The 13,130-nt window shown below is 48.3% G+C and carries 11 protein-coding genes; 6 read left to right on the forward strand and 5 right to left on the reverse strand.

Annotated elements, in window-relative coordinates:
* Window positions 1–75 precede the first annotated feature (75 nt).
* From ACYVF1_RS09285 to ACYVF1_RS09295, 3 genes are all read left to right on the forward strand, one after another.
* Complete coding sequence (locus ACYVF1_RS09285) at window positions 76–1,821, forward strand: GMC family oxidoreductase (protein WP_461077934.1); 1,746 nt, start codon at window positions 76–78, stop codon at window positions 1,819–1,821.
* A 91-nt stretch (window positions 1,822–1,912) separates the two neighbouring features.
* Window positions 1,913–2,554: a gluconate 2-dehydrogenase subunit 3 family protein gene (locus ACYVF1_RS09290; protein ID WP_461077936.1), complete on the forward strand. Its 642-nt coding sequence runs from the start codon at window positions 1,913–1,915 to the stop codon at window positions 2,552–2,554.
* Between the two features lie 323 nt (window positions 2,555–2,877).
* Window positions 2,878–3,528, forward strand: coding sequence for an START domain-containing protein (locus ACYVF1_RS09295; protein WP_461077938.1), 651 nt, complete (start codon window positions 2,878–2,880; stop codon window positions 3,526–3,528).
* A 31-nt stretch (window positions 3,529–3,559) separates the two neighbouring features.
* Here ACYVF1_RS09295 and ACYVF1_RS09300 read toward each other — a convergent pair whose 3' ends face one another.
* From ACYVF1_RS09300 to ACYVF1_RS09315, 4 genes are all read right to left on the reverse strand, one after another.
* Window positions 3,560–4,594: an MlaD family protein gene (locus ACYVF1_RS09300; protein ID WP_461077940.1), complete on the reverse strand. Its 1,035-nt coding sequence runs from the start codon at window positions 4,592–4,594 to the stop codon at window positions 3,560–3,562.
* A 181-nt stretch (window positions 4,595–4,775) separates the two neighbouring features.
* The gene (locus ACYVF1_RS09305) at window positions 4,776–5,543 is read right to left on the reverse strand and encodes an ABC transporter ATP-binding protein (RefSeq protein WP_461077942.1); all 768 of its coding nucleotides are present in this window, start codon (window positions 5,541–5,543) and stop codon (window positions 4,776–4,778) included.
* Between the two features lie 23 nt (window positions 5,544–5,566).
* Complete coding sequence (locus tag ACYVF1_RS09310) at window positions 5,567–6,298, reverse strand: MlaE family ABC transporter permease (RefSeq protein ID WP_461080708.1); 732 nt, start codon at window positions 6,296–6,298, stop codon at window positions 5,567–5,569.
* Between the two features lie 259 nt (window positions 6,299–6,557).
* Complete coding sequence (locus ACYVF1_RS09315) at window positions 6,558–7,583, reverse strand: sensor histidine kinase (RefSeq protein WP_461077944.1); 1,026 nt, start codon at window positions 7,581–7,583, stop codon at window positions 6,558–6,560.
* A gap of 161 nt (window positions 7,584–7,744) precedes the next feature.
* Here ACYVF1_RS09315 and ACYVF1_RS09320 point away from each other — a divergent pair, with 161 nt between their 5' ends.
* Window positions 7,745–8,596, forward strand: coding sequence for a CvfB family protein (locus ACYVF1_RS09320; protein WP_461077946.1), 852 nt, complete (start codon window positions 7,745–7,747; stop codon window positions 8,594–8,596).
* A 78-nt stretch (window positions 8,597–8,674) separates the two neighbouring features.
* On the opposite strand, the gene ACYVF1_RS09325 is transcribed toward ACYVF1_RS09320, so the two are convergent.
* A complete protein-coding gene (locus tag ACYVF1_RS09325; RefSeq protein ID WP_461077948.1) occupies window positions 8,675–9,019 on the reverse strand; it encodes a winged helix-turn-helix transcriptional regulator in 345 nt (114 codons plus the stop codon).
* A gap of 96 nt (window positions 9,020–9,115) precedes the next feature.
* On the opposite strand from ACYVF1_RS09325, the gene ACYVF1_RS09330 reads away from it, so the two are divergent.
* Window positions 9,116–9,970, forward strand: a complete 855-nt coding sequence (locus ACYVF1_RS09330; RefSeq protein WP_461077950.1) for an oxidoreductase — start codon at window positions 9,116–9,118, stop codon at window positions 9,968–9,970.
* Between the two features lie 53 nt (window positions 9,971–10,023).
* Window positions 10,024–13,122: a PD-(D/E)XK nuclease family protein gene (locus tag ACYVF1_RS09335; protein ID WP_461077952.1), complete on the forward strand. Its 3,099-nt coding sequence runs from the start codon at window positions 10,024–10,026 to the stop codon at window positions 13,120–13,122.
* Window positions 13,123–13,130 lie beyond the last annotated feature (8 nt).

Here is a 13,130-nt window from a genome sequence, read left to right on the forward strand (position 1 = left end):
TTTAAAATATTTTTCTTTTAAAGAGAGAATAGCATTATTTTTCCGCTTAAAACGTATTAACCATTACCTAAATACATGGAGTCATTTCAGATACAAAAACCGCCGACGCAATACGATGTCGCCATTGTTGGCTCGGGGGCAGGAGGGGGCATGGCGGCTTATACGCTGGCGAAAGCTGGGGCCAAAGTTGTGCTACTGGAAGCGGGCGGCTATTTCGACCCGGCTGATCCTAAATACATTACCCAACTGAAATGGCCTTGGGAGTCGCCAAGACGGGGCGCGGGAACTACCCGTGCGTTCGGCGATTTCGACGCGGCCTGGGGCGGCTGGGATATCGAAGGCGAACCCTATACGAACGCGAAAGGCTCCAACTTCATGTGGTTTCGGTCACGGATGCTCGGCGGACGAACTAACCACTGGGGACGTATTTCACTACGCTTCGCACCCGATGATTTTCGTCGGAAAAGCATGACGGGCGTGGGCGAAGACTGGCCAATCGGTTACGACGACATCAAGCCATTCTACGACCGTGTGGACAAGCTCATTGGTGTTTTCGGCTCTGTCGAAAATATGCCTTCTGAACCAGACGGTATCTTTTTGCCTCCACCCAAACCACGTCTGCACGAGCTGATGATTCGGAAGGGGGCACGTAGCATCGGTATCCCGGTGATACCGTCGCGGTTGTCTATTCTGACCAAACCCATTAATAATGAGCGTGGTCAGTGTTTCTATTGCAGTCAGTGCGGTCGTGCCTGTCAGGCGTATGCCGACTTTTCGTCGTCGTCGGTACTGGTGAAACCTGCTATGGCAACAGGCAACGTAACGCTCATCAACGGCGCTATGGTTCGCGAAGTCATAACCGATCCGGCAACCGGTTTGGCAACGGGCGTCAGCTACGTCAATACGCAAACTTTGCAGGAAATCACCGTTAAAGCTAAAACCGTAATACTGGCCGCCAGTGCTGGCGAAACCGCCCGATTGCTGCTCAATTCCAAATCAAGTCGTTTCCAGAACGGGCTTGCTAATAGCAGTGGCGTGGTTGGAAAATATATTAACGACTCAACGGGAGCGTCGCGTTCGGCATTTGTTCCGGCGCTGATGGACCGTAAACGCTATAACGAAGATGGCGTTGGCGGCATGCACGTATTCACGCCCTGGTGGCTCGACAACAAAAAACTGGATTTCCCGCGTGGCTATCACATTGAATACTGGGGCGGTATGGGAATGCCTGCTTACGGATTCGGGTGGGGTATCGAAGATATGAACGGCATGATTCCGGGTCGGGATGGCAAACTGAAACCGGGTGGTGGTTACGGAGCCAGCCTGAAAGACGATTATCGTCGTTTCTACGGCGCTTATGTTGGTATGGCCGGTCGTGGTGAACCTGTTCCGCTCGAAAGTAACTATTGTGAAATCGATCCGAACGTAGTGGATAAATACGGTATTCCAGTGCTACGTTTCAATTACAAGTGGTCGGAATACGAAATTAAGCAGGCCAAGCACATGCAGGATACCTTCGAAGAAATTATTCATTCGATGGGTGGTATTGCGCTGGGCAACAAGCCGGATGCGTCCAATAACTACGGTCTGGCGCTTCCTGGTCAGATTATTCACGAAGTGGGCACCGCGCGGATGGGTAACGATCCAAAAACCTCGGTTCTGAACAAATACCAACAGGCGCACGATGTGAAAAACCTGTTTGTGGTCGATGCGGCACCGTTCCCATCGCAGGGTGATAAGAACGTAACGTGGACCATTCTGGCTTCGTCGATGCGTACATCCGAATATTTAATTGACCAGGTTAAACAAAAGAATATTTAACGCTACGTTTCGGTAGTTCTGGTCATCGTTTTTCTTTTAGATGAAGCAGACGATGACCGGCACAATCCGGAACGCGAAGCCTCTACGAACTATGAAACGAAGAGACACCTTAAAAGCCCTTTCCCTGACCGGTTTTGGCCTGGCCGTAACGCCCGTTGAAGCCGCGGTTCCCGAACCACCAGAGCCCAAACCCTTAAAAATTCCGGGTGGGCGGCAGAAGTTTGAAGCCGAGCGCGACGCCAAATTACATGCGGAAAAGTTCTTTACTCCCCATGAATTGCAGACTGTAACGGTTTTGTCAGATATTATCATTCCGGCCGACGAACGGTCTGGCAGCGCGTCGCAGGCGGGTGTGCCAGCGTTCATCGAGTTCATGATGAAAGATCAGCCACGAAACCAGACGCCGATGCGCGGGGGAATCCGCTGGCTCGACAACACGAGTGTAAAACTTTATGGTAAGCAATTCGTTCTGTGCACCAAAGCGCAGCAAATTGAGCTGGTCGAGCAAATTGCGTATCCAGGTAAGGCAAAACCTGATATGACGCAGGGCGCAGCTTTTTTCAGCATGATGCGCAACATGACAGCATCAGGCTTTTATACCAGCCAGATTGGCGTTAAGGACCTGGGCTACGTTGGTAACGTACCAAATCAGTGGGATGGCGTTCCAGCCGACGTATTGAAACAGTATAATCTGGCCTACGAAGAGCGCGAATTGAACCAGAATAAAGGTTAAATGATGTATGATATAGGATGTAGGAAATATAGTTAGTCGCCAATCGGTAGCCCTTATACATCTTACATCCTACTTCATATACCCCCAACGTAGCACGGCCCCGAAAGAAACATCTTTCGGGGCCGTGCTACGTTGGGTAATTCCTCTGATACAGTACAAATACGCCATTAGATGCCTGCCGTAAGAAACTGCCCCACGAAAGGGAAGTTTTGGGAAATTATGTACTTCTGGGTAGGTAGTTATGCTGAGTAGTTAATTAAGTTCGGTGAAGTTGCAGCTTTCACCGTTGAAGGAAGCGATTGTCACACTAAAAACTAGAATGAATGCGTCAAATCGTATTGCTGATTGTTGCTTTAGTAGGAATAAACAGAATTGGCTGCTCGCAGATTTCGGGTGACTGGCATCTGGAGAAAGATAAGGACGGAATCCGCATTTACTCTCGTAACCTGATAGGTAATCGATTGAAAGAGTTACGGGCGCAATCGACCTTCCAGGGGACTTTATCGTCACTAGTGGCAATGCTGTCAGATGTTGAGAATTACCCACGGTTGATGTACAAGACAAAAACAACCCGACTTTTACGTCGGGTTAGTGAGGCAGAGATCTATTATTATATTGAAACGGAGTTGCCGTGGCCGGTCGAAAATCGGGATATGAACGTTAGATTGACTTTTTCTCAGGACCCAGGCACGCGCGTTTTACGGATTCAGATCAATAAAGTTGCCGATGAAGTACCTCCTCAGCCGCACGCTGTTCGTGTCGTTGATTGGTTGGCTGTCTGGGAAGTGCAACCGCTGCCAAACCAGGAGTTAAAAATCGATTACCATTGTCGGTTGAATCCCGGCGGTAGTCTGCCTCCCTGGCTTATCAACCTGACAGCCGCCAATGGCCCTTACGAGTCATTTAAGTTGTTAAGAAAAACAATGCAGTCTCCACAGTATCAAGGCCGTAAATTTAAATTTTTGACTGATTAACGACGGCTAACAACTGGGCTGGCAATGGTCGTTATTGATTGACCTTATTCGCAGCTGCCGTACTATCGGCAATTCGCTTGGCCTCAGCTTTGGATTGTTTCTTAAAATAACCACGTAGCAGAAAGTTACTTTGGGCTGCTTTTAGATCTTCATTTAACAGCGCCGTTCCCCGGTTTAGGTTGCGTAGCGTAGAACGCAGGTTATTGGCCGTTTCCTGATCCGTCAGCAATACACCGAGCGGACTGTTGGTGTTATTCAGTTTTTCCGATGCTCGCTGAAGGTTGTCGGTTGTCTGGTTCAACGTATTAACCGCTTTGTCTGCCGATTTGGCGGTTACTGCAAATTGATTCGCCGACTGGCTTAATCGCCGGAAAATGGTTGTATCGGTCACGAGTTCGTTAGCCAGTGTGCCTTTGGTGTTTAGTTTAGACGCAAACTGCGAAACCGAACTAGTCATTCGCGTAGTATTTTCAGAGGCCTTCTCCAGATTTTGCATAGCCCTCTTAAAATTCAAAGCCACCATAGAGTCTGTCAGAACGGCTCCCACCGTGCCTTTCCCTTTCCGAAGATTGCCCACCAGTTCTTTAAAATCGTTGGTGACACGTAGCAGGTTGTTGTTGTTTTCCTGCAGCGTAGCCATAATCTGGTCAGAACTAAGGGCTTCGGTTGTTTTTAATTTGTCGCCGTCTTCTATTTCAGGGTGGTTGTTTGTTCCACCTGTGAGCACAACGATTTTGTTACCAATTAGCCCATCAGAGCCAATAGTAGCGGTAGCATCATTCCGAATGTATTGCTTTGAGCTTTCCTCAATGTTCATATCCACCTCTACCTGCTCATTGCTGTAGATGCTGATACGTTTCACTGTGCCAATTTTTACGCCTGAAAACCAGACGTTGTTTCCTGCTTTCAGACCGCCAACGTCTTTAAAAAGAGCAATTACACGGATGCTGCTGGTAAAGCGTTTCTGCTGACCGCCCAGCACAAAAACACCCGCCAGAAATATAATCAGAGCCAGCACCACAAAGACGCCGACGATAACAGAACGTTTAGTTGATTCGGTATTCATAGTTAATTGGTGGTCGATAGCTGCCGGTAGAGCGCATACGTATTCAGCTCACGAACCTAATTGATGCTGCTACGTTGTCAATCAATCCATTAAACGCATCAGCAACCTGAAAGTTTTGATGAATAATAAGAGATGAACGGTTTGTTGATACCAGCAATGATTGAGTGCGAAAGCAGAGCGGTCATCGTTCATCGACAAAGTTATAATTGTAAAACTGCTGGATACGTTCTTCTGGGTCTTTGAAGACTTCTTCGAACGTACCGACGCGCTCAAACTTACCGTCGAGCAGCATCGCAATGCGGTCACCGGTGGTTTTGGCGCAGGTTAAGTCGTGCGTAATGATAATCGACGTAGCACCCAGGCGTTCACGGACATCGTTAATCAGATTGTTAATCTCAACGCTCGTGATTGGGTCAAGTCCTGCTGTTGGCTCATCGTAAAGCATAATTTCTGGCTTCAGAATCAGGGTCCGGGCGATGCCGATACGTTTCCGCTGACCTCCCGATAATTCGGCGGGCATCTGATTAATGGTCTGCGACAATCCCACATCGCTCAGCGCCTTCTCAACCGCCTTATTGATTTCGGCCCGGCTGAGGTTCCGAATGTTACGTACCAGTGGAAATTCCAGATTTTCGCGGATACTCATGCTATCGTAAAGCGCACTACTTTGAAACGAGAAGCCTACCTTTTGCCTAAATTCGTCGAGTTCTTTGCCGCGTAGCTGCTCCACGTCATGCCCCAGCACAATTACCTTGCCGGCATCGGGTTTGAGCAGGCCAACCATAATTTTGATCAGTACAGATTTTCCTGTTCCTGAGCGGCCCAGCACCACTACGTTTTCGCCCCGATTTACCTCCAGATTAACGCCCCGTAATACGTGCAAATCGCCAAAAGATTTACGTAATCCTTTGATGCTGATAACGGTTTCGTTTGTCTCTTTTGATTTCATGGATAATCAACTGATTGCCTGGTTTAGCGCAGGGCACTGACAATCTGTAAGGAGATAAGTTCTTCGATAAATACTAAAAACATAGCCGTTACCACCGATGCATTAGCCGCTTTTCCAACGCCTTCTGTGCCTTTCGATGAGTGATACCCTTTGTAGCAGCCAACCATGCCGATGGTAAAACCAAACACAATGGATTTCAGTACCGACGAAAAAATGTCCAGATACGTAATGGCCCCGAAAACCTCCTGGATATACGACGTAAAACTAGTCTGCTCATTGACGCTTACATTGAGATAGGCACCCATCAGCGCCACAAACACCGTGTACATGGTCAGGAGTGGAATGGTAAACGACGTAGCAATAACCCGGCTGACAACCAAGAACTTAAACGGATCTGTGCCTGATACTTCCATGGCGTCGATTTGTTCCGTTACGTTCATGGAACCGATTTCAGCACCGATACTCGACCCCACTTTACCGGCGGCAATAAGCGCCGTAACGAGTGGGCCCAGTGCCCGTACAATGGCGATGGCAATCAGCGACGGTAGCCAGGACGTAGCGCCAAACTCAGCCAGCGACGGCCGCGACTGGTTCGTGAATACCATACCCGTAATGAAGCCCGTCGTTGAAATGAGCAGCAGCGACCGATAACCGACTTCGTAACACTGTCGGACAATTTCCTTGAATTCATAGGGCGGCACGAAAGCTTCCCGAAAAAAACGCCCGACAAAAGAAGCTACGTCGGCCACGTTCATAAAAAACTGGTCGAACGACCGGGTCAGCACAGGACGACCTCGGGATGAGTTGGTAGAGTTGGTTGTAGAAGGCGGCATTAATACGGGTTGAGCCCAAACCGGACACCTACCGGGTGGCTATACGTTAATAACTGATTTGCCCGCAAAGGGGTTTTGTTCGACCCAAAATTATGCAAATAAAGCGGGGAATAGCAGGGATTGAGGGGAGTCAGGGATAATGTATTTAATCGCGCTGCTGCCCCATGCAATCTCCGTTAATTTAAACCAGCGGCAACGTAACGCGAAACTCCCGGCCATCGTCCTCAATTACAGGAACGGGTTGGCCCATCATCCGATACTTGCTCAGAATATTGCTGAGACCGACTCCGTTCGAGAAGGAACGGCTAGCTTTGCGTTGCAGATTGTTGATAACAACTAGCTGATTGTCAGTTGTGTTTAGCGTAATCGTAAGCGGTTGATCAGGTAAAATAATATTGTGTTTCACGGCATTTTCGATCAGCAACTGAAGCGTCAGAGGAGGCAATTGTTTTGTCACGGAGCCGGGACAAATGTGCGTTTCCAGCGAAAGAGCCTCACCATGACGGGTTTTGAGCAAGTGATAATACGATTGAAGAAATTCGAGTTCGTTGGAAAGGGGGGTGAGCGGATTGTCGTTGCTACGGAGCAGGTAACGATACACCGAGCTAAGTTCTTCGGCAAAAGTTTCGGCCTGCTGCGGATTTTCACCAATGAGGGTAATCAGCGAATTCAGGCTGTTGAACAGAAAATGCGGATTGACCTGCTGACGTAACGCATTCAATTCAGCCTGCATCTGCGCTTTCGTGAGCGTGTCAATTTCTCGCTGAGACTTCTGCCAATACCCAAAACTGTCGATACTCTCATACGTAACGACAACAACCGCCACAATAACAATCGTAAATAGAACCGCCAGTCCTAAACGGGGCAGTTCGGGTTCAAAACCCTTCAGATGGATAAACCAGTAAATGAAAAACAGCACCGTGACATGGAGCGATGAACTAATGCTTGTAAACAAAAATCGCCGAAACGCCCGAAGCACGTACTGCTGTGGATCTGGATGCATCTGATTCATTTTCAGTGCGATACCATTGTTGACGTACCAGGCAAAAAACGCATCGATCAACGAAATACCTGTAGCCAGTCCAAACGTAGTCCAGCTTTCCCAATAGGCTTCCCGGATCAGGAGCCAGTTGAGAACAGAAATGTACAGGGGTAGTACGATGAGTTGTAAGAGATGGTCGTACCGGGAATAAACAGGTAATTTCATGGTCGAACAACGTACCGGAAAAGCATACTCAAAGCTACATTAATTCTACGGCCTAGACAATGAATTCCCGAATCACTGCCTGAACGGCTATGTAGGCAGAGTATACTAACTGAAAATACCTAATTTCGCCTTCGAAACCGGAGTCGATAGATTACGATAGTATGATTGAAATTGGACGCATTAACACCCTGACCGCACTACGCGAAACCAGCGTAGGTTTTTTTCTCGGCGACCTGTCGGACCGGCGTTCGGATGATTATGACAATGACGTATTGCTTCCTAACAAGTACGTACCTGATACGTTGGAGATCGACGACGACATCGACGTATTTATCTATACGGACTCGGAAGATCGGCCCATTGCTACTACGTTAACGCCTGCCATTCAGCGGGATGAATTCGGTAGTTTGCAGGTTGTCGCCGTGACCAGCGCCGGTGCCTTTCTGGATTGGGGACTTGAAAAAGATTTGCTGGTGCCCCACCGCGAGCAGGCTTACCCGATGGAAGTGGGTAAATGGTACGTAGTGTTTACGTATCTTGATGAACGTACCAATCGGCTGGTGGCCTCCAGCAAGTTGAACCGATTTATGGACCCCGATGTGCGCGATTTACAGGTTGGTGATGAAGTACGATTACTGGCTTACGAACGTACCGACCTCGGCATGAACGTTATCATCAACAATCGCTACAAAGGTCTGATTTACGCCAACGAAATTTTTCGGACACTACGTCCCGGCGACCCGATTATCGGCTATATCAAAAACATTCGCGACGATAATCGGGTGGATGTGAGTCTGCAACGTAGTGGTTTCGAAAATGTTGAGCCGAACGCCCAACGTATTCTTGTTACGTTAAAAGCCGAAAAGGGTTTTTTGCCCCTCACGGATAACAGCCCGCCCGAAGCCATCTACAAGGCGTTGGAAATGAGTAAAAAGACGTTTAAAAAAGCTATCGGTACGTTGTACAGAGAGCGAAAGATTACGATTGAGGAAGGGGGGATTCGGCTGGTGTAATACTAAAGAAAGGTGCCGGTGCTACGTTGAATTATGAGCCAACGCGGCTAAAATGATTTGCCTGGAAAGCATCTTGTTTTAATTTCGATTGGCATCTCCCCAATCTGAAAGTAAGTTTAAGATGGTTTCAGTAGATTGTCCTAATTCCGTTAACTCGTACTCAACGCGAAGCGGGACTTCTGCAAAAACTGTTCGTTTTATTAGCCCATCGCGCTCCAATTCTCTCAACTGAGTAATTAAAATACGTTCTGTAACGTCCGGGATGCTTTTTCGCAGTTCATTATAACGATTTCGATTCTTTACCAGCTGCCACAAAATCGCGGGTTTCCACCTACCGCCAATCAGCGAAAGCGTGTAAGCCATGCCGCAACTTGCCTTTATTTTATGCTCATTGAGCCAATTTGTGGATGTTTCCTTTCGCATAGCTTACTTTTTAATACCTACTGACAATTTTAGCTGTATCACCCAACAGCATGGCAACGCCCTAAGTTTGCAGCTGAATTAAAACAACTGCATACGATGAATAAATCAAAAGTATGGCTTGTAACGGGTGTTTCAAGTGGATTGGGGAAAGAATTAGCTAAAGCTATTTATCAGGCTGGGCACATTATCGTTGGTACCGTTCGTAATGAGAGTGACAAACGGCGTTTTGAAGTAGAGTTTCCGGACAGAAGTCAGGTTTTTCTGCTCGATCTACGTAAGACAGACCAACTCACGCAGCTTATTGATCAGATTCAGCTACAGTTTGGCCGCATAGATGTGCTGGTCAATAACGCCGGCTACGGGTTGATGGGCCTGGTAGAGGAAGTAAGTGAAAGTGAACTACGGGATCAGTTCGAGGTAAATGTGGTTGGGGTCTGGAAATTGACACAAGCGGTATTACCAATTATGCGCCGGCAAGGTTATGGTCTGATCATTCAATTATCGTCGCGCGTTGGTTTGGCGGCTGGTGCTGGTGGAGGGATTTATGCAGCCAGTAAATTTGCTTTAGAAGGGTTAAGCGAAGCGTTGAGTCAGGAGGTTAGTCAATTCGGCATTAACGTAATGCTTGTGGAGCCGGGGCCATTACGAACCGATTTTTTTGGCCGTTCCGTAGTGTTTGCGCAACGAAGAATTGCCGATTACTACTCGCTGCTCACCGATTTTCGACAGACCAGTAAACGGCTCGATGGTAAACAGGATGGCGACCCAGGTAAAGTAGCTCAAATCATCGTCACGGTAGCCAGCGACGAGAATCCTCCATTAAGATTACCGTTTACACAGGCCACAATCGACACGATGCAGCAAAAGATTTTAACCTATCAGCAAACCATCAAAATCTGGAGCGAGCAGGCCACGAAAATTTCGGTGGATGCGCAGGATGATAACTCATAAACCATTCCCAAGAAAGGGTTACCTTTACTGATTACTATAGTGCCAGTCACCTAATGACATTTCTTCAGCAAACGGCTCAACAGATTTACAAAACACACGGTCCCAGCCTGCGCGATGTCTGGGTCATTTTGCCAACCCGACGGGCGGTGTCTGTGTTTCTCGATGAGCTGGCTGCCCTTTCTGATCGCCCTTTTCTGGCCCCGCACGCGCTGGCTGTCGACGATTTCATTACGCAGGCAGCGGGTGTGCAATTGATTGACTCGGTTAGCCTGCTGTTCGAGTTATATGAAGTATTCAGGGAAATCGACCCGAGTGTCGAATTTGAACAATTTATTGGCTGGGCATCGGTCTTAGTCGCTGATTTTGACCGGATTGATCAGTATCTCATCGAACCTAGCGAACTATTCAGTTACCTGACGGCGGCCAAAGCACTCGAACGCTGGCAGGTCAACCAGCCGTCGTCGAAACCGATTGTAGAAACACCAGGCACCACCCGTTATTTCAAACTTTTCGAAAATCTGCATACGGCCTACAAAACCCTGCACCGACGATTAGCCGATCAGGGCTTAGCGTATCGTGGGATGGCGTATCGATTGCTGGCTCAGAACGTTGATACGCAAATTCGGGATAACTGGGCTTACGAACGTATTTATTTTGTCGGATTTAACGCCCTGAGCCGTGCTGAGGAGCACATTATCCGAGTGTTAATAGAAGCAAATAAAGCTGAACTTATCTGGGACGCCGATCAGTACTACGTTCAGGATACAGGGCAGGAGGCTGGCGAATTCCTGCGTCGATACCGGAATAATGGCTGGTTTTTTACAAAGAAAAACCAAACCGACCTCGCTCAACTCTCGAACAACCTGCTGGGCACGGAAAAAAATATCCGCGTAATCGGGGTTTCGAACGCTAGTTTGCAGGCGAAAGTGGCGGGAAAAATATTCAGTGAGTGGCAGGGTGAAGGACAGAGGGCAGAAGGAGTTCCTCAATCGCCACGTCCCAAGACTGCCATTGTGCTGGCCGATGAAACGTTGCTGGTGCCAGTGCTGTACGCGCTGGATGAGAACGTAACGGATCTGAACGTAACGATGGGCCTTTCGCTACGTTCGTCGCTGTTGTTTACGCTGGTCGATACGTTGTTCGAGATGCAACGTACCGTGCATGAGTTCCGGGCAAAAGACGGGCGTGATGTTCGGGTGCCGAAATTCCACCATCGGCACGTAGTGAAATTGCTGAATCACCCGTTTTTGAAGCAATATGAACGTATCAAAGGCCTTATGTGGCCGGGTGCGCTTACTGACGACGGTATCGTTTTACCCCCTGAACCACTATTTCAGTGGATTGCGAAAGACATTGTGCAGCAGCAGCGTGTCTACCTGACAGAACACGAACTGTGGGAACTGGGACAGAACGATCCGCTGGTTAGAACGCTATTTACACGCTGGCCCAACGACGAGCCAATGATGGCGATCCAGTCGTTTTACGACCTGATTGAATTCCTGCGTGATGTGTATCGCACCAGTCAGGATGCCATTGAAATAGAATATCTCTACCTGTTTTTTACCCTCCTCAAGCAACTGGAATCGACGCTGGGGCGTGGGGGAGAGGGCATTGGACAGCGAATGCGTAACGGTGAAGCCCAGTCCACTGCTCAGGTTACGGTACGTAGTCTGCGGCAATTTCTGTACGAATTAATACGTCAGACGACTATTCCGTTTACGAGCGAAGGCAAAAGTCAGCTGCAGGTTATGGGGATGCTGGAGACGCGGGCACTTGACTTCGAGCGGGTTATTGTTTTGTCGGTCAATGAAGGCATTCTGCCGCAGGCCAAAAAACTTAATTCGCTGATTCCGTTTGATATAGCTACTGAACTAAAGCTGCCGACGTATCGTGAGCAGGAAGCTGTGATGGCGTATCATTTCTATCGACTTCTCCAGCGAGCGAGCGAAATCGTGCTGTTGTATACCACGGCCACGGATGCGTATGGAAACAGCAAAGGCGAACCCAGCCGCTTTATCCGGCAAATAGAACATGAGCTGGTTAAACAAGCGGAACAAAAGGCTAAAGATCAAAAAAGTAAACTGCGAAAGGATGGCAAATATGCTGAGGCTGAATTAATTAAAGATCAGCCTATTAAACTGACCAATCCTATCGTTCGATTTGGTCATTCCGACAACGCAAAGCCCCTCACCGAACTAAGTGTTCCGAAAACCGAAAGTATACGCAAGAAACTCATTGAGCTGCTGACGACGAAAGGGCTGTATCCGTCTTACCTGAATCAATTTGTCAGTTGCTCAATGCGGTTTTATTTCAGCCAGATTGTCAATATCGGTGAGGAAGAAGACATTGAGGAGAAAATGGGTGCCGCTGAATTCGGGAGTTGGCTCCATAAAGTCATGGAACGGCTCGACCTGGAATACCGGCTCAAAGAGTTGCCCATCAACGAATCCATTATTCGCGACCTTCTCAATGAGGAATTTGCCCGCACCATGAAAGGGCGCGTCATTGAATCGGGCATGAACCTGCTGCTGTATGAGATGGCGCAGAAATTAATGCTTGATTTTCAGCGGGAGCAGAATCGGCTGGAGGGACTGACGGTGATAGGAACGGAACAGACGCTTGAAACGTATCTGACGGTTCCTATAGCTGGCCGTGAGCAGGTTAGGATACGTATCGCCGGAAAAGTTGACCGAATTGAGCGGTATGGAGGGCAGATACGTATTGTCGATTACAAAACGGGAAAGGTTAACCTTCAGGAAAAAACTCCACCTGATCTGGACGAAAAGCTGCTCGTTGATGGCAGTGATACGTACAGCAAAATGCGTCAACTGTGGCTGTATCGCTATCTGGCGCTGAAAAACATCAGCGAGTATGGCGGGCTACCCCGCGATAGGGCTAAACGGAATATTTTTCCGGCGGCAGGACTGCCGGTTGAAGCGGGTTTTTATTCGTTTCGGGATGTGAATGGCGGTTTTAAATCGAACCCCGTTCGGTTCGGCGACAACGACGAACCAGAACAGTATATTCGTAACTCCGAACGGATACTCCAGGAATTGATACGTCAACTGCTTGACCCAAATCTGCCTTTCCAAAAAACCGATCAGATCGAAACGTGCCAATATTGTGATTTCAAAGGAATCTGTGGACGTTAAAAGACTAC

The organism is Spirosoma flavus (genome assembly GCF_054778555.1).

What these genes read in the sequence shown, in the direction of transcription:
- ACYVF1_RS09285 (WP_461077934.1), top strand. Translation starts at nt 76, where the DNA reads ATGGAGTCATTTCAGATACAAAAACCGCCGACGCAATACGATGTCGCC.
- ACYVF1_RS09290 (WP_461077936.1), top strand. Translation starts at nt 1,913, where the DNA reads ATGAAACGAAGAGACACCTTAAAAGCCCTTTCCCTGACCGGTTTTGGC.
- ACYVF1_RS09295 (WP_461077938.1), top strand. Translation starts at nt 2,878, where the DNA reads ATGCGTCAAATCGTATTGCTGATTGTTGCTTTAGTAGGAATAAACAGA.
- ACYVF1_RS09300 (WP_461077940.1), bottom strand. Translation starts at nt 4,594, where the DNA reads ATGAATACCGAATCAACTAAACGTTCTGTTATCGTCGGCGTCTTTGTG.
- ACYVF1_RS09305 (WP_461077942.1), bottom strand. Translation starts at nt 5,543, where the DNA reads ATGAAATCAAAAGAGACAAACGAAACCGTTATCAGCATCAAAGGATTA.
- ACYVF1_RS09310 (WP_461080708.1), bottom strand. Translation starts at nt 6,298, where the DNA reads ATGAACGTGGCCGACGTAGCTTCTTTTGTCGGGCGTTTTTTTCGGGAA.
- ACYVF1_RS09315 (WP_461077944.1), bottom strand. Translation starts at nt 7,583, where the DNA reads ATGAAATTACCTGTTTATTCCCGGTACGACCATCTCTTACAACTCATC.
- ACYVF1_RS09320 (WP_461077946.1), top strand. Translation starts at nt 7,745, where the DNA reads ATGATTGAAATTGGACGCATTAACACCCTGACCGCACTACGCGAAACC.
- ACYVF1_RS09325 (WP_461077948.1), bottom strand. Translation starts at nt 9,019, where the DNA reads ATGCGAAAGGAAACATCCACAAATTGGCTCAATGAGCATAAAATAAAG.
- ACYVF1_RS09330 (WP_461077950.1), top strand. Translation starts at nt 9,116, where the DNA reads ATGAATAAATCAAAAGTATGGCTTGTAACGGGTGTTTCAAGTGGATTG.
- ACYVF1_RS09335 (WP_461077952.1), top strand. Translation starts at nt 10,024, where the DNA reads ATGACATTTCTTCAGCAAACGGCTCAACAGATTTACAAAACACACGGT.